The sequence below is a fragment of the Kitasatospora sp. NPDC059722 genome (assembly GCF_042733235.1).
GTDB lineage: Bacteria > Actinomycetota > Actinomycetes > Streptomycetales > Streptomycetaceae > Kitasatospora.
The window spans coordinates 66,304-81,800 of record NZ_JBHWGD010000016.1 but is presented as its reverse complement, the minus strand read 5'-3'; the positions used below and the strand labels follow the sequence as shown (position 1 = coordinate 81,800).

The following is a 15,497-nucleotide window of genomic DNA, read 5'->3' as shown; positions in this document are numbered from 1 at the left end:
CGGGGGGGGGGGGGGGGGGGGTGCCCCCGCCCCCCCCCCCCGGGCGGGGGGGGGGGGCCGCGGGGCGCCCCCCCCCCCGCCCCCCCCGCGGCCGCCCCCCCCCCCCCCCCCGACGTGCTGCTGCTGGACGTCCGCATGCCGGTGATGGACGGGCTGGAGGCGGCCCGGCGGGTGTGCGCGGAGTTCCCGGCCACCAAGGTGATCATGCTGACCACCTTCGACATCGACGACTACGTCTTCGACGCGCTGTACGCGGGCGCGAGCGGCTTCCTGCTGAAGGACGTCCGCCGGGACGACCTGGCGCACGGCGTGCGGATGGTCGCCTCGGGGGAGGCGCTGCTCGCGCCCTCGGTGACGAAGCGGCTGATCGGCGAGTTCGCGGCACGCCGCCCGGGGACGGCGGAGCGGGCCGTTCGTCCGCCGTCCAAGCTGCTGGAGCAGCTGACCCTGCGCGAGCAGGAGACGCTGCGGCTGCTGGCGCGCGGGCTGTCCAACGCGGAGATCGCGGCGGAGCTGGTGGTCAGCGAGCACACCGTGAAGACGCACGTCAGCAACGTGCTGAGCAAGCTGGGGCTGCGCGACCGGGTGCACGCGGTGGTGTTCGCGTACGAGTCCGGCGCGGTGGTGGCCGGGGAGGACTAGGCCTGTCCCGGGCCCTCCCCCGCGCGGGGGAGGCGGGCAGTTCGCCGGTGCGGGCGATCCGCGACGAGGGCCCCGGCCGACAGGATCTGTGGTGTCGGAGAACGGATCACGGACACCACGGGAGAACGCAGATGAACGCCGCTCGGACCACCAGTACCCGCAGCACCCGCCTCACCGCCTACGCCGTCGTCGGGGCCCCGGCCCTGATGGCGCTGTACGGCGGCATCCGCCTCGTCCCCGGCTCCCGCGAGCCGGGCCTCGGCTGGACGACCGGACACGCTCTCATGTTCGCCGGGCTGCTGCTGTTCGCGCCGGTCTTCCTGGGGCTGCGCCGGCTGATAGCCCCGCGCGGCACGCCGGCCGGGCGGCTCGCGGCGGGCACCGTGCTGGGGGTGGCGCTCACGGGGCTGGTGGCCTCGGTGGTCCAGATCGGGATCGACCTGTACGTCGGCCTGGCATCGGCGACCAAGGACGAGCAGTCGCGGATGTTCGAGCGGATCCAGGCCGTCCCCGGCGTGCTCGAGGCCGTGTACAAGGTCGGCCCGCTGCTGTTCTACGTCGGCCTGCTGGCCCTGCTGGTCGCCGCCTCGGTGGGCGCGGCCCGGACGCTGCGCTGGTGGAGCCCGGTCCTCATGGTGGCCGGGACGCTCGCGTCGATGGTCGACCTGGCGTTCATCCCGTTGGCCGCCGCCTGCTACCTGATCGCGCTGGCCCCGCTGGCGCGCCTCGGCGCCGCACCGCGCACGGCAGCCCTGGCCTAGGGCGTGCCCTGGCGTCGCGGCACCCGGGCTGATCCGAAAGACACGCCATAGCTCGTCCGGACTCCCGGCGGCGGGGGCGCGAGGATTTTCGGTGGCCGCCGGCGGCCCCGTCGCCGTACGGTCCGGGTATGACCAAGCGTCCACTGATCGCCGTGCTCACCGGCGCGGGCATTTCGACCGACTCCGGCATCCCCGACTACCGCGGCCCGAACGGGCTCTGGCAGCGCGACCCGTCGGCCCAGAAGCTGGTCACCCTCGGCCCGTACCTGGCCGACCCCGAGGTGCGCCGCCGGGCCTGGCTGATGCGCCGGGACGCCGGCGCGCTGGCCGCCGAGCCGAACGCCGGGCACCGCGCGCTGGTCGACCTGGAGCGTTCCGGGCTGCCCGTGCGGGTGCTGACCCAGAACGTCGACGGCCTGCAGCAGCGAGCCGGCCTGCCGGCCCGCAAGGTGCTCGAACTGCACGGCACCGCACGGGAGGTGCAGTGCGCGCGCTGCCGGGTGGTCGGCGACATGGCCGAGGCGCTGGCCCGGGTCGAGGCGGGCGAGCCGGACCCGGACTGCCGGGAGTGCGGCGGGATCCTGCGCCCGCGGACGGTGATGTTCGGGGAGGCGCTGGACCCGGTGGTGCTCCAGCAGGCCGACGCGATCGCCAAGGCCTGCGACCTCTTCGTCGCGGTCGGCACCAGCCTCCAGGTCTACCCGGTGGCCTCGCTGCCGCAGATCGCGCTGGAGGGCGGCGCCCGCCTGGTCGTCGTGAACGGCGAGCCGACGCCGTTCGACGAGGCCGCGGACGAGGTGATCAGGGAGCCGATCTCCACGGCCCTCCCGGCGCTGGTGCGGAAGTTGCTCGCCGAGCACTCTTAAGGTCGGACGAACCGCCTGCATACGATGATCCTTCCGGCTGGCCCCCCTCTAGGCCTGGAGTGATCGACCGATGACGACGACGGCGAAGTTCGACCCCTGGTCGGCGGCGTTCGTGGCCCACCCGTACGACGCGTACGCCGAACTGCGCGAGCACGCGCCGGTGACGTACTACGAGCCGACGAAGCAGTGGCTCGTCTCGCGCCACGAGGACGTCAGCGCGCTCCTGCGCGACCGGCGCCTCGGGCGCACGTACACCCACCGCTTCAGCCACGAGGAGTTCGGCCGGCCCGCGCCCGACCCGGCGCACGAGCCGTTCCACACCCTCAACGACCACGGGCTGCTCGACCTGGAGGCGCCCGACCACACCCGGATCCGCCGGCTGGTCTCCAAGGCCTTCACCCCGCGCATGGTCGAGGGCCTGCGCCCGACCGTCCGGCGCCTCGCCGGGGAGCTCGTGGACGGACTGCTGGCGGACGGCGGCGGCGATCTCGTCGCCGCCGTCGCCGAGCCGCTGCCGGTCGCCGTCATCGCCGAGATGCTGGGCGTCCCGGAGGCCGACCGGCACCTGCTGCGGCCCTGGTCCGCCGACATCACCGGGATGTTCGAGCTCAACCCCACCGAGGAGGCGGCCCGGCGGGCCGTCACCGCGAGCATCGAGTTCTCCGACTACCTGCGCGCCCTGATCCGCGAGCGCCGCGCCGTCCCCGGCACCGACCTGATCAGCGCGCTCGTCCAGGCCCAGGAGGGCACCGACGCGCTCAGCGAGCAGGAGATGATCTCCACCTGCGTGCTGCTGCTCAACGCCGGCCACGAGGCCACCGTCAACACCACCGGCAACGGCTGGTGGGCGCTGTTCCGCAACCCCGGCGAACTCGCCCGGCTGCGCGGCGACGTGGACGGTCTGCTGCCCACCGCCGTCGAGGAACTGATGCGCTGGGACACCCCGCTGCAGATGTTCGAGCGCTGGGTGCTGGAGGACATCGAGGTCCGCGGCGTCACCGTCCCGCGCGGCTCCGAGATCGCCCTGCTCTTCGGCTCCGCCAACCGCGACCCGGAGCGCTTCGCCGACCCCGACCGGCTCGACCTCGGCCGCACCGACAACCCGCACGTCACCTTCGGCGCCGGAATCCACTTTTGTCTCGGCGCCCCGCTCGCCAGACTGGAGCTCACCGAGTCGTACGGCGCGCTGCTGCGCCGGGCGCCGGGCCTGCGGCTCGTCCGCGAGCCCGAGTGGCGCCCGGGCTACGTGATCCGGGGGCTGGAAGAGCTGTTGGTCGAGGTGTGACGGAAGAGGGGGAGCGGCCGTGGGCAAGGCGACGGGCACGCTGCTGGGTCTGGCGATCGGGGACGCGATCGGCCGGGTGACGGAGTTCAAGACGGTCGAGGCGATCGCGAACGACTGGCCCGACTGGCGGCAACTGCCGCTGCCGACGAAGGCGTTGATCACCGACGACACCCAGATGACGCTCGCCCTCGCCCGCGGCCTGCGCACCGCCCTCGCCCGCGGGCCGTTGACGCCCCTGCGGCTGGAGCGGCCCGTCCGCGAGGAGTTCGTCGACTGGTGGCGCTCACCGGACAACAACCGCGCCCCCGGCATGACCTGCCTGCGCGCCTGCGAGCGGCTCAGCCACGAGAAGTTCCGCTGGCAGCAGGCGAGCGACGTCGGTTCCAAGGGCTGCGGCGCCAACATGCGGGTCGCCCCGATCGGCCTGATCCGCGAGCTCGACGCCCGGCAGCACTCCGGCGCCGCGCAGCTGCAGTCCGCGCTCACCCACGGCCACCCGACCGCGCTCGCCGCGAGCGACCTCACCGCGTACGCCGTCCGCAAGCTCGCCGAGGGCGTGCCGCCGGCCGGCCTGACTGCGGTGCTGCGGGCCTACGCGCTCGCCCGGCGCGACCGGTACGACGACTTCTGGCTCGGCGACCTCGCCGACCGCTGGCTCGGCGGCTCCCCGCAGTCCGTCATCGCCCGCGGCTGGGACGACTGCCTGAAGTCGCTCGACCAGGTCGACGCCGCCCTCGCCGTGCCCGACGTCGAGGCCGACCCGTGCCTGGCCACCGGCGAGGGCTGGATCGCCGAGGAGGCCTTCGCCACCGGCCTGCTCTGCTTCCTGCTGCTGCCGGACGACCCGGTGGCCGCCGTCCGCCGCGCCGCCTACTCCAGCGGCGACTCCGACTCCCTCGCCTGCCTGACCGGCGCCTTCGCCGGCGCCCACCACGGTGAGACGGCCTGGCCGGCCGACTGGGTCGAGCGGATCGAGCACCGCGACGAGCTCCTGGAGTTCGGCGCGCTCTGGGACTGAGCCGGACGGCGGGAACCGGTGGGCGGGCGGGCGCGTCGAAGGGCCATGACGTACCGCAGCCCTCACGGAACCCGCCGTAGCCCCCGTCGCCCGGCGGCGGTGCTCCTCGCCGCCGCGCTCGCCGCCCCGCTGGTCGCGGGCTGCGGCAGCACCGGTGCCGCCACGCCCGCCGCGCCGCCGGTGCTCCGGGTGTCGGCGTCCGGCACCGGTCCCGCGGTCGATCCGGCACAGGTGACCGCCACCGCCGCCGGCACCGGCGCCTTCGGCCTGGACCTCCTCCACGCCCTCACCGCCACTCCGGACGGCGCCGGCCGCAACGTCGTGCTCTCGCCGTCCGGCCTGGCCACCCTGCTCGCGATGCTGGTGCCCGGCGCCCGCGGCACCACCGCCGACGAGCTCACCAAGGCCCTGCACACGAGCCTCACCCCGCAGCAGTACGCCCTCGCCACCGGCGCGCTCGACCGCCCGGTCCAGGGCGGCGACGACGTCACGCTGCGCCGGTCCGACGACCTCTGGACCCAGCAGGGCTACCCCGTGCAGCCCGACTACCTGCAGACCCTGGCCGACGCCTTCGACACCGGGGTGCACCCCGCCGACTTCCGCAAGGATCCGGAGGGCGCCCGCAAGGCCGTCAACGCGGCCGTGGAGAAGGCCACCGACGGACGGATCAAGGACCTCTTCGCGCAGGGCCAGGTCACCGCCCAGACCCGGCTGGTCCTCACCGACGCGCTCTACCTGAAGGCGAAGTGGGCCTCCCCGTTCAAGCCGGCGCACACCGCCGACCGCCCGTTCCACAAGCTCGACGGCTCCGCCCCGAACGTGAGCACGATGGCCCAGAGCGGCAGCCTCAAGTACGCCGAGGGCTCCGGCGGGATCGTCGGCGAGCCCTGGCAGGCCGTCGAACTCCCGTACGCCGGAGGCGGGTTGGCGATGGACGTGATCGTCCCCGCGCAGGGCGGCTTCGCCGCCTTCACCAAGGGGCTCGACCAGGCCCAGCTCGACCGCATCCTCGGCGGCCTCGCCGCCAGGCCCGTCGACCTGGAGCTCCCGCGCTTCCACTTCGACACGTCCAACGAGCTCACCCCCGCCCTGCGCGCGCTCGGCGTCAGCACGGCCTTCGGCGACAAGGCCGACTTCGGCGGCATCTCCAAGGAGCCGCTCGCCGTCGGCCCGGTGGTGCAGAAGGCCACCATCGAGGTCGACGAGGAGGGCACGGTCGCGGCGGCCGGCAGCGGTGCCGGGATGGCCGGAGCGGCGGCGCCGGCCATGCACCCCGCCGAGCTGCACGTCGACCGGCCGTTCCTGTTCCTGATCCGGGACACCGCCGGCGGGCGGCCGCTCTTCCTCGGGCAGGTCACCGACCCGGCGGCCGGGTAGGCCGCCGGAAGCGGCTCACCAGGCCGGGTAGCGCCCGCCGAGCGCCGGGTGGGACGGATCGCGGCTGCCGAACAGCACCAGCAGGTCGTCCGCGACCCGCAGCAGCTCCGCCCGGCCCTCGACGGCCCCCGCCCACTCGGGCGGCAGGGCCGCGGCGCCGTACGCGGCACCCGTGAGGTTGCCGCAGACGGCGCCGGTGGAGTCGCTGTCCCCGGAGTGGTTCACCGACAGCAGCAGCGCGGTGCGCACCGGGTCGGGGTCCAGGGTCGCGGCCAGCAACGAGTACACCGCGATGGCCAGGCACTCCTCGGCGATCCAGCCGAGCCCGACCCGCTCCACCGCCTCCGCCGACGGCTCCGACTCCTGCGCCACCCGCACGGCCCGGGCCAGCGCCTGCACCGTCTCCTTCGAACCCGGCAGCTCGCGGATCTGGTCGACGGTCTCGCCGACCGCCGCCCACGGCTCGGTGCCGTTTACGAGCCGCTCGACGAGCGCCGCGAACGCGCCCGCCGCGAGGTAGCCGGTGGGGTGCCCGTGGGTCAGCTGGGCGCACTGCACGGCCAGCCCGAACGCCTGGTCCGCGCCCAGCCTGGCCAGCCCGAACGGCGCTGAGCGCATCACCGTGCCGCAGCCCTTGGAGCCCGGGTTGACCGGTCCCGGCTGCCCGATCCGGGCCGGCGGCTCGAACACCGGGTGCTCGGACACCCCGCTCAGGCAGGCGTTGCCCGGCGCCCGCCGGGCGTACAGGAACGGCTGCCGCAGCAGCCAGCCGTCGTACGGGCGGGGGAGCGGCGCGGCGTCCGGCGCGGGCTGGTACTGGGTCAGCAGCCAGCGCCGGTAGGCGCCGTGGACGGCCTCCGGCACCGATCCGCCGCCGCCCGACCAGCCGCGGACGAAGCCGCGGATCAGGCCCTCGGCGGTGAACAGCGTCATCTGGGTGTCGTCGGTGACCTCGACCGTCCCGGGGCGCGCCGCGGGCGGCGGCCCGGTCACGCCGTCCGGCCCGTGCTGGTCCCGGATCTGGTGCAGCTGCTGGAACTCCACCGGCCAGCCCAGCGCGTCGCCGATCGCGCCGCCGAGCAGCGTTCCGCGCACGCGGTCGCGGTAGCCCGCGTCGGCCGCCGAATCCGTCACGTCGATCCCCCTTGTGTTCGTGGCGGACTACGTTCTATCAGGTCACCCCGGCCGTCGGGTCACCCGGCGCGAACGGCCCGCTACCGGCGGATCTCCCCGGCGCGCCCGTGCAGGGCGGCCCGGTCCGCGGCGGCCCGGCCGGCCGCCCAGCCCTCGCCGTCGCTCACCCGCACGCGCTGCGACACCAGCTTCGGGAACAGCCGGCCGACCTCGTCGTCCACCGCCTCGGAGCGGGCGGCGAGGGCGGGCAACAGTCGCTCGTCCGGCAGCAGTTGCTCCTCGGTGCCGTCCTCGCGCAGGTGCCGTCCGGCGGCCGCGGCGCTGGTCGTCCGCTCGGTGGCGGCGGTCAGCCGCTCGCGGATCCGCGCCGCGTACGCGACCAGGAACGACTGCCGGAACGCCTTGGTGCGCGAGTCCCGGCCCGCGCCGGCCTTGTTGAGCGCGTGCGTGGCCTGCACCAGCAGCGAGGTGTACAGCAGCTCGACGCCGTCCAGGTCGCCGTCGAAGCCGACCACCGTGCAGAAGCCGAACTCCTTGGCCCACACCACCCGGCACCGGTTCGCCGCCGCGACCGCGTCCAGCAGCATCGTCTTCGGGCCCTCGTACGGGTTGTCCACGCCGATCCGCAGCGCCGCCGGGGCGTCGCGGTCCGCGCCGGCGGCGGCCAGCAGCGCCTCGTCGATGCTGTGCTGGGCCATCAGCTGCTGGGCCTTGGCGGTCAGCGCCTCGGCCTCCTCCGGGTACTCGGTGGACTCGGCCTTCGCGAGCAGCGCCCGGATGCGCGCCAGCATCCTCGGCTCGCCCGGCACCGGCCCGGCCGCGCCGCGCGCGGGTGCGGAACCGGGGGCGGGCCCGACCGGGGCGATCGGGGGCAGCCGGCCCCAGGTGCGGATCAGCTCCAGGGCGGCGGTGGCGAGCGCGAAGCGGTCCAGCCGGTGGCGCTGGGCGAAGGCGGTCAGGTAGCCGTCGTCGCCGGGCCACCACACCTCGGTCTCCAGCTCGCGCAGCTGCTCCTGCCAGCGCCGGTCCAGCGCGGCCGCCGGGTGGCGGCGGCCCTCGGCGGCGATCAGGTCCACGGCGAGCGCGAGGTGGACGGGCTTCAGCTCGCGCCGGACCACCCGCACCAGGTCGGCCGGGCGCCACCCCGCCGACCAGCACCGCCCGACGGCGGTGTCCGCGTACCCGAGCACCGCCCGGCTCACCGCCGGCCACTGCCCGGCCGACGCGGCCAGCAGCGACGCGCCCGTGTCCAGCGCGAGGTCTAGCAACTCGTCCGGGGCCGTCAGCACCGACCGCACCGCCTGCTCCAGCAGCGGTCCGGCGTCCCCGCCGCCCTGCTGCGCCCGCTTGCCCACGGTGTGTCCCTGCTCTCGTCGACGGCCGGTTTCCTCCAGCCATGATGCCGGAGCGCGGGGTGTCGCCGGGGGGCGGCCGAGGGGGCGGTGGGGGAACGGGCGGTCGAGCGCTGCCGGGGTGGTGGTGCGTTGGGAGCGCGGGGTGGGGGTGGGGGACGGAGCCGGACGAGCGAGCGCCCGGCCCCGTCGTCGGGGGACCGGGCGCTCACCGCACCGCTCAGCGCTCTATGGCCTTGGCCAGGATCTCCGGGGTGCGCTCCAGCAGGCGGGCGCCCGCCATGCGGACGCCGAGGTACGCGATCAGTCCGCCGTAGACCGGCCCCGCCGCCAGCAGCGGCCAGGTGGGCCGGTCGGCGGCGAGGGCCCAGCCCAGGTAGCCGGCCACGGGCAGTGCCAGCAGCGCGACGCCGAGCATCGACCCGAACTGGTTGAGCAGCACCAGCCCGCTCTGCCCGGGTGCGGCGTTGCGCATCGGGTTGCTGTCCGCGGGCATCGTGTACGGCGCGAGCACGCTCAGCATCGAGCCGACCGCGATGCCGCAGCCCAGCAGCGCGAGGGCGAGGCCGAGCGCGGACGGCAGGTGCGCCCAGTCCCCGGTGACGACCGTCAGCACCACGGCGAGCACCAGCGTCACCGGCACCGCGTACGACAGCACCGCGTACGCCCGTCCGCGCAGCTCGTCGCGGGCGTCGGCCGGGGTGCGCAGGGTCGCGGCGATCATCCAGAACGCCGAGCCGTCCATGCCGAACAGGTTGAGCATCTGCAGCCCGAGGAACATCCCGGTCGCCGCCAGCAGGTAGACGCTCGACCAGCCCTGGACCACCGACAGCACGCAGATCACCAGCGTCATGCCGATGCTGGTGAACACCGCCGCCTTGGCCCGCGGCTCGCGCCAGGCGTACCGCAGGTGGCGCTGCATCACCGCGCCGGTCCGGCCGGCCGGCAGGAAGCCCCAGCCGCGCGAGCTCTGCACCCCGCGGGCCACCTCCAGGGTCGAGGAGTCCGCGGTGACCATCAGCTCCTGGAGGCTCCGCCGCCACCAGCGCAGCAGCAGGGCGAGCAGCGCACCGGCCAGCGCCAGCTGGAGCAGCGCGAGCGCGTACCGGCCCTCGCCGGCCGTCCGGCCCGCGTCCATCGCACCGATCGGCGGGATCCAGCGCAGCACGGCGGCGATCGGCCGCAGCGGGCCGAGGTCGAGGTGTCCGTTGGCGTCGGGGCGGCCGAAGGTGCTCTGCCAGCCGACGTTGGCGCCCTGGACGAGCAGGGCGAACAGCAGTCCGCCGAAGATCGCGAAGTCCTTGCCGCGCCGGCTGGACAGCATCCGGGCGTTGCCGGCCGCGACTGCCCGGGAGAGCGTGACCAGGCAGAGCACGGCGAGCGGCACGCCGATCAGGTCGGCCGCCGCCGAGGCGCCGCCGTTCGCGCCGGACAGCGCCGCACCGGTGACGAGCACCAGGCTGACCAGCGGTCCCGGCCCGATCAGGCTGGCCAGCAGCGAGCCGCGCAGCAGCGGTCCGGGCCGCAGCGGCAGCATGGTGAGCCGGGTCGGGTCGGCGCTCTCGTCGCTGGAGAACAGGAACAGCGGGATGGCGGCCCAGCCGAGGGTGAGCACGCCGAGCAGCATCACGCCGGCGTCCCCGGAGCCGGCCACCCGGCCGTTGAGCACTGCCAGGGCGAGGGCGATCCCGGTGGCGAAGAGCAGGCCGAACACCGCTCCGACGATGTACACCCCGGCCCGGCCCCGGCTGCGCTTCAGCCCGTTGCGCAGCAGCCGCAGCTTGAGCGCCACGAGCGCGCGGACGACCGTCCCCCCGTCGGGGACAGCCGTTGTCACTGCCCGCCCCCGGCGTTCCCGCCGCCGAGCCAGCCGAGCGCCTGCCCGTCGTCCTCGCGGACGCCGATCAGGTCGAGGAAGGCCTCGTGCAGGCTGCGCCCGCCCCGGACGGCGTCCAGCGGCCCGTGGGCGATGACCCGGCCGGCGTTGACGACGGCGACCCAGTCGCAGAGCTGCTCGACGAGCTCCATGACGTGGCTGGAGAAGACCACCGTCGAGCCGGCGGCCGCGTACCGCTTGAGCACGCCGCGGATGGTCTGCGCGGAGACCGGGTCGACGCCCTCGAAGGGTTCGTCGAGGAACAGCACGTCGGGGTTGTGCAGCAGCGCGGCGGCGAGGCCGATCTTCTTGCGCATGCCGGTGGAGTAGTCGGCGACGAGCTTGTCGGCGTCGGCGGCGAGGTCCAGGACGGCCAGCAGCTCCTCGGCCCGGCGGTCCACCTCGGCGCCGGGCAGGCCGCGCAGCCGCCCGTTGTACTGCAGCAGCTCGCGCCCGCTGAGCCGCTCGAACATCCGCAGGCCCTCGGGCAGGATGCCGATCCGCGCCTTGACGGCGACCGGGTCGGCCCAGACGTCGCCGCCGTGCACGAGGACGGCGCCCTGGTCGGGCCGGAGCAGGCCGGTGACCATGGAGAGCGTCGTGGTCTTGCCCGCGCCGTTCGGGCCGACCAGTCCGACGAACGCGCCGGCCGGCAGCTCCAGGCTGAGCCCGGCGACGGCGGCCTGGGTGCCGAAGTGCTTCCAGAGCCCCTGGATGCTCACCGCGGAGGCGGCGGGAGCGGCGGACGGGGTGACGGCGGAGGCGGCGGACGGGGTGGCGGGTCCGGGTGCTCCGGACGGCGGAGGCGCTGACGCCTGCATGGTTGCCTTCTCTGGTCGACGGGTCGTGCGGATCCAGCCTGTCACTCGCCGAACGGGCTGTCGTCCGAGTTGAGGATGACCTGAGTTTGTCCCCCGAACGGGTGAGGCACACCGGCTCCGGCAATCCCCTGCCGTGAACCGGCAACTACTCGGCCGCCCCGTTCGTCCGGCACTATGAGGACCAGTTGGGCGCGCGGCGCGCGCCGGGGTGTCGGGAGGCGACGGATGGCTGTGCAGCCCTGGGGTGAGCCTTCGCCGCAGTCCGGGATGAGGGCGGCGCACGCGGACCGCGACCGCACGATCGACGTGCTGAAGGCGGCGTACGCCGAGGGCCGGCTGTCGCTGGAGGAGTACGAGCAGCGCCACGAGGCGGCGGCCCACGCGCAGACCTACGGCCAGCTGTCGGTGCTGGTCGCCGACCTGCCGTCCGGGCCGGTGGTGCCGCCGGCGGCGTTCGACGGGCGCCCGGTGCCGCAGACGTTCCAGCCGTACCCGCCGCCGATGCCGTACCCGCCGTACCAGGTGCGCTCCACCAACGGCCTGGCCGTCACGTCGATGGTGCTCGGCCTGTCCGGGCTGTCGCTGCCCGCGGTGATCACCGGCCACATCGCCCGCTCGCAGATCAGGCAGCGCAACCAGGACGGGGACTGGGCGGCGGTCATCGGGCTGGTGGTCGGCTACCTGGGCTCCGCGTTCTGGGCCCTGATGTTCCTGGGGGTCGTCCTGGCGGCGGGGGGCCGGGGCTGAGCGCCGGAGGGCGCCGCCGTGCCGGGCGCCGAGTGGCGTACGCCACTCCGGTGTGGTAGAGCGGCAGGAGGGCGGCTCGTCACCGGGCTGCCGTTCGCGGGACACCCCCGCGACACCCGGCCGACAGCCGCGACCTGCGGCGTTGCATTTGTTTTGACCGCGCCCCATGCGCTAGGTACGCTCTGACCTTGTGCCTGGGGTGTCCCCGGGTCCTTGTGCGTGCATGCACACCGGCCGCCGCGCCGAGCCGGAGCGCCCTCCAGCGCTCCGCGCGTAGAGCGCCGTCGCTGTACATCAGCCATGGGATTCCGTGTCGTAACAAGCCCAACACACCCGACCGCGTGGGTCGACCACGGGGTCGTGTGCGAGGGAGACACCGCAGGTTAGTTCCACCAAGCCTTGGCACACAGAAAACGGAGAAACGGTGCCTACGATCCAGCAGCTGGTCCGAAAGGGCCGGCAGGACAAGGTCGAGAAGAACAAGACTCCCGCGCTGAAGGGTTCCCCGCAGCGCCGTGGGGTCTGCACGCGTGTGTACACGACCACCCCGAAGAAGCCGAACTCGGCGCTTCGTAAGGTCGCCCGTGTGCGCCTCACCAGCGGGATCGAGGTCACCGCTTACATCCCGGGCGAGGGCCACAACCTGCAGGAGCACTCCATCGTGCTGGTGCGCGGTGGTCGTGTGAAGGACCTTCCTGGTGTCCGCTACAAGATCATCCGCGGTTCGCTCGACACCCAGGGTGTCAAGAACCGCAAGCAGGCTCGCAGCCGCTACGGCGCCAAGAAGGAGAAGTAAGAATGCCTCGTAAGGGCCCCGCCCCGAAGCGCCCGGTCATCATCGACCCGGTTTACGGCTCCCCGGTCGTCACTCAGCTGGTCAACAAGATCCTGCTGCACGGCAAGCGCTCCACCGCCGAGCGGATCGTCTACGGCGCCCTCGAGGGCGTCCGTGAGAAGACCGGCTCGGACCCGGTCGTCGCGCTGAAGCGCGCGCTGGAGAACGTCAAGCCGGCCCTCGAGGTCAAGTCCCGCCGTGTCGGTGGCGCGACCTACCAGGTTCCGGTCGAGGTCCGTCCGGGCCGCGCCAGCACCCTGGCGCTGCGCTGGATGGTCGGTTACTCCCGCGCCCGTCGCGAGAAGACCATGACCGAGCGCCTGATGAACGAGATCCTCGACGCCAGCAACGGCCTGGGCGCTTCCGTGAAGCGTCGCGAGGACACCCACAAGATGGCCGAGTCCAACAAGGCCTTCGCGCACTACCGCTGGTAGTCCGTACCCCGTCACTAGACAGAGAGAGAACGAGCCACCATGGCTGCAACCTCCCTTGACCTCGCCAGGGTCCGCAACATCGGGATCATGGCGCACATCGACGCGGGCAAGACCACCACCACCGAGCGGATCCTGTTCTACACCGGTGTCTCGTACAAGATCGGTGAGGTCCACGATGGCGCTGCCACCATGGACTGGATGGAGCAGGAGCAGGAGCGCGGCATCACGATCACGTCGGCCGCGACGACCTGTCACTGGACGGTCGACGACGTCGACAACACCATCAACATCATCGACACCCCGGGTCACGTCGACTTCACCGTCGAGGTGGAGCGTTCGCTGCGCGTCCTCGACGGTGCCGTGACGGTGTTCGACGGTGTCGCCGGTGTCGAGCCCCAGTCCGAGACCGTGTGGCGGCAGGCTGACCGCTACGGCGTCCCGCGCATCTGCTTCATCAACAAGCTGGACCGCACGGGCGCGAACTTCTTCTTCTGCGTCGACACCATCGTGGAGCGCCTCAGCGCCACCCCGCTGGTCATGCAGCTCCCGATCGGTGCCGAGGCGGACTTCAAGGGCGTTGTCGACCTTGTCCGCATGAAGGCGCTGGTCTGGTCGGCCGAGGCCGCCAAGGGCGAGATGTACGACATCGTCGACATCCCGGCCGAGCTGCAGGAGCAGGCGGACGAGTACCGCGAGACGCTGATCGACACCGTCTCCAACGTCAGCGACGAGATCATGGAGCTCGCCCTCGAGGGCGAGGAGATCCCGGTCGAGCTGCTGCAGGCCGCGATCCGCAAGGGCACCCTGAACTCGGACTTCACCCCGATCTTCTGTGGTACCGCCTTCAAGAACAAGGGTGTTCAGCCCCTGCTCGACGCGGTCGTCAAGTACCTGCCGTCGCCGCTGGACATCGAGTCCGTCGAGGGCACCAAGCCCAACGACCCGGACACCAAGATCTCCCGCAAGGCGTCGGACGACGAGCCGCTGGCCGCGCTGGCGTTCAAGATCATGTCCGACCCGCACCTGGGCAAGCTCACCTTCGTCCGGATCTACTCCGGCCGCCTGGAGTCCGGCACCTCGGTGCTGAACGCCGTCAAGGGCAAGAAGGAGCGCATCGGCAAGATCTACCGCATGCACGCGAACAAGCGTGAGGAGATCGAGTCGGTGGGCGCCGGCGACATCGTCGCCGTCATGGGCCTGAAGCAGACCACCACCGGTGAGACGCTGTCCGACGAGAAGCACCCGGTCATCCTGGAGTCCATGGACTTCCCGGCCCCGGTCATCCGCGTCGCGATCGAGCCCAAGTCCAAGGGTGACCAGGAGAAGCTGGGTGTCGCCATCCAGCGTCTCGCCGAGGAGGACCCGTCCTTCCAGGTCAACACGGACGAGGAGACCGGCCAGACCATCATCGCGGGCATGGGCGAGCTGCACCTCGAGGTGCTGGTCGACCGCATGAAGCGTGAGTTCAAGGTCGAGGCCAACGTCGGCAAGCCGCAGGTCGCCTACCGCGAGACGATCCGTTCGGCCGTCGAGCGCATCGACTACACGCACAAGAAGCAGACCGGTGGTTCGGGCCAGTTCGCGAAGATCCAGATCGCGATCGAGCCGCTCGAGCAGGCCGAGGGCTACGAGTTCGTGAACAAGGTCACCGGTGGCCGCGTGCCGAAGGAGTACATCCCTTCGGTCGACGCCGGTTGCCAGGAGGCCATGGAGTTCGGTGTGCTCGCCGGCTACCCGCTCCAGGGTGTCCGCGTCACGCTGCTCGACGGTGCGTCGCACGACGTCGACTCCTCCGAGCTCGCGTTCAAGATCGCCGGTTCGATGGCCTTCAAGGAAGGCGCCAGGAAGGCCAAGCCGGTCCTTCTTGAGCCGATGATGGCCGTCGAGGTCACCACGCCCGAGGACTACATGGGCGACGTGATCGGTGACATCAACTCTCGCCGTGGCCAGATCCGGTCCATGGACGAGCGTCACGGTGCCCGCGTCGTCACGGCGCTGGTGCCGCTCTCCGAGATGTTCGGCTACGTCGGTGATCTGCGCAGCAAGACCTCTGGTCGCGCGAGCTACTCGATGCAGTTCGACTCGTACGCCGAGGTTCCGAAGAACGTGGCGGACGACATCATCGCCAAGGCCAAGGGCGAGTAAGGACCGGCGCGAGCCGATCCCTTACCCGAGGAGGCAGTTCGTCCCGACATTCGGGACGATTGCCACCCCTTAGGCTATTAGGAGGCGACCCGGGAGGATCCGGACGGATTCTCCCGGGCCCCTCCGGCCCCCACCCGCGGGACGGTACGAGGTGTCCTCGGGCATCCCGCACCCAACCCGATAAAAGACCAACTGACGTCAGCA

The 15,497-nt window shown here is 72.9% G+C and carries 14 protein-coding genes; 10 read left to right on the top strand and 4 right to left on the bottom strand.

The features are described 5' to 3' along the window. Positions 1-114: 114 nt before the first annotated feature. The 6 genes from ACFV4F_RS13390 to ACFV4F_RS13365 all read left to right on the top strand — a co-directional run bounded on the left by ACFV4F_RS13390 (position 115) and on the right by ACFV4F_RS13365 (position 5,949). Entirely contained in the window at positions 115-642 is a 528-nt protein-coding gene (locus ACFV4F_RS13390; protein ID WP_380502174.1) for a LuxR C-terminal-related transcriptional regulator, read from the top strand. 131 nt (positions 643-773) lie between these two features. Next, complete coding sequence (locus ACFV4F_RS13385; RefSeq protein ID WP_380435865.1) at positions 774-1,403, top strand: hypothetical protein; 630 nt, start codon at positions 774-776, stop codon at positions 1,401-1,403. 128 nt (positions 1,404-1,531) lie between these two features. Continuing rightward, positions 1,532-2,269 (top strand): NAD-dependent deacetylase, encoded by a 738-nt coding sequence (locus tag ACFV4F_RS13380; protein ID WP_380502172.1) that lies wholly within the window; start codon positions 1,532-1,534, stop codon positions 2,267-2,269. A 70-nt stretch (positions 2,270-2,339) separates the two neighbouring features. Further along, a complete protein-coding gene (locus tag ACFV4F_RS13375) occupies positions 2,340-3,554 on the top strand; it encodes a cytochrome P450 (RefSeq protein WP_380502170.1) in 1,215 nt (404 codons plus the stop codon). A gap of 19 nt (positions 3,555-3,573) precedes the next feature. Beyond that, positions 3,574-4,572 (top strand): ADP-ribosylglycohydrolase family protein, encoded by a 999-nt coding sequence (locus tag ACFV4F_RS13370; protein WP_380502168.1) that lies wholly within the window; start codon positions 3,574-3,576, stop codon positions 4,570-4,572. A 99-nt stretch (positions 4,573-4,671) separates the two neighbouring features. Further along, positions 4,672-5,949: a serpin family protein gene (locus tag ACFV4F_RS13365; RefSeq protein ID WP_380502166.1), complete on the top strand. Its 1,278-nt coding sequence runs from the start codon at positions 4,672-4,674 to the stop codon at positions 5,947-5,949. Positions 5,950-5,964: 15 nt separating this feature from the next. On the opposite strand, the gene ACFV4F_RS13360 is transcribed toward ACFV4F_RS13365, so the two are convergent. The 4 genes from ACFV4F_RS13360 to ACFV4F_RS13345 form a co-directional block, all read right to left on the bottom strand. Further along, positions 5,965-7,083, bottom strand: a complete 1,119-nt coding sequence (locus ACFV4F_RS13360; protein WP_380496027.1) for an ADP-ribosylglycohydrolase family protein — start codon at positions 7,081-7,083, stop codon at positions 5,965-5,967. An 80-nt stretch (positions 7,084-7,163) separates the two neighbouring features. Then, positions 7,164-8,438, bottom strand: coding sequence for a DUF2786 domain-containing protein (locus ACFV4F_RS13355; RefSeq protein ID WP_380502164.1), 1,275 nt, complete (start codon positions 8,436-8,438; stop codon positions 7,164-7,166). Between the two features lie 217 nt (positions 8,439-8,655). Then, a complete protein-coding gene (locus tag ACFV4F_RS13350) occupies positions 8,656-10,272 on the bottom strand; it encodes a transporter (RefSeq protein ID WP_380502163.1) in 1,617 nt (538 codons plus the stop codon). Further along, positions 10,269-11,132 (bottom strand): ABC transporter ATP-binding protein, encoded by an 864-nt coding sequence (locus ACFV4F_RS13345; RefSeq protein ID WP_380435881.1) that lies wholly within the window; start codon positions 11,130-11,132, stop codon positions 10,269-10,271. The genes ACFV4F_RS13350 and ACFV4F_RS13345 overlap by 4 nt, the downstream gene beginning before the upstream one ends. A 225-nt stretch (positions 11,133-11,357) precedes the next feature. Between ACFV4F_RS13345 and ACFV4F_RS13340 the strand changes: the two genes are divergently transcribed. The 4 genes from ACFV4F_RS13340 (at position 11,358) to fusA (ending at position 15,293) form a co-directional block, all read left to right on the top strand. Continuing rightward, positions 11,358-11,879, top strand: a complete 522-nt coding sequence (locus tag ACFV4F_RS13340; RefSeq protein WP_380502161.1) for a DUF1707 and DUF4190 domain-containing protein — start codon at positions 11,358-11,360, stop codon at positions 11,877-11,879. Between the two features lie 424 nt (positions 11,880-12,303). Further along, positions 12,304-12,675 carry a 30S ribosomal protein S12 gene (gene rpsL / locus ACFV4F_RS13335; protein WP_014144289.1) on the top strand — a complete coding sequence of 124 codons (372 nt, stop codon included), beginning with the start codon at positions 12,304-12,306 and terminating at the stop codon, positions 12,673-12,675. A gap of 2 nt (positions 12,676-12,677) precedes the next feature. Next, on the top strand, positions 12,678-13,148 hold the full coding sequence (gene rpsG / locus ACFV4F_RS13330; RefSeq protein WP_148644378.1) for a 30S ribosomal protein S7: 471 nt from the start codon (positions 12,678-12,680) through the stop codon (positions 13,146-13,148). A gap of 39 nt (positions 13,149-13,187) precedes the next feature. Further along, positions 13,188-15,293 carry an elongation factor G gene (fusA, locus tag ACFV4F_RS13325; RefSeq protein ID WP_380435885.1) on the top strand — a complete coding sequence of 702 codons (2,106 nt, stop codon included), beginning with the start codon at positions 13,188-13,190 and terminating at the stop codon, positions 15,291-15,293. Positions 15,294-15,497 lie beyond the last annotated feature (204 nt).

Excerpts from the sequence above, each read along its gene's own strand:
- fusA (WP_380435885.1), top strand. The coding sequence starts at position 13,188 with ATGGCTGCAACCTCCCTTGACCTCGCCAGGGTCCGCAACATCGGGATC.
- ACFV4F_RS13385 (WP_380435865.1), top strand. The coding sequence starts at position 774 with ATGAACGCCGCTCGGACCACCAGTACCCGCAGCACCCGCCTCACCGCC.
- ACFV4F_RS13340 (WP_380502161.1), top strand. The coding sequence starts at position 11,358 with ATGGCTGTGCAGCCCTGGGGTGAGCCTTCGCCGCAGTCCGGGATGAGG.
- ACFV4F_RS13380 (WP_380502172.1), top strand. The coding sequence starts at position 1,532 with ATGACCAAGCGTCCACTGATCGCCGTGCTCACCGGCGCGGGCATTTCG.
- ACFV4F_RS13345 (WP_380435881.1), bottom strand. The coding sequence starts at position 11,132 with ATGCAGGCGTCAGCGCCTCCGCCGTCCGGAGCACCCGGACCCGCCACC.
- ACFV4F_RS13375 (WP_380502170.1), top strand. The coding sequence starts at position 2,340 with ATGACGACGACGGCGAAGTTCGACCCCTGGTCGGCGGCGTTCGTGGCC.
- rpsG (WP_148644378.1), top strand. The coding sequence starts at position 12,678 with ATGCCTCGTAAGGGCCCCGCCCCGAAGCGCCCGGTCATCATCGACCCG.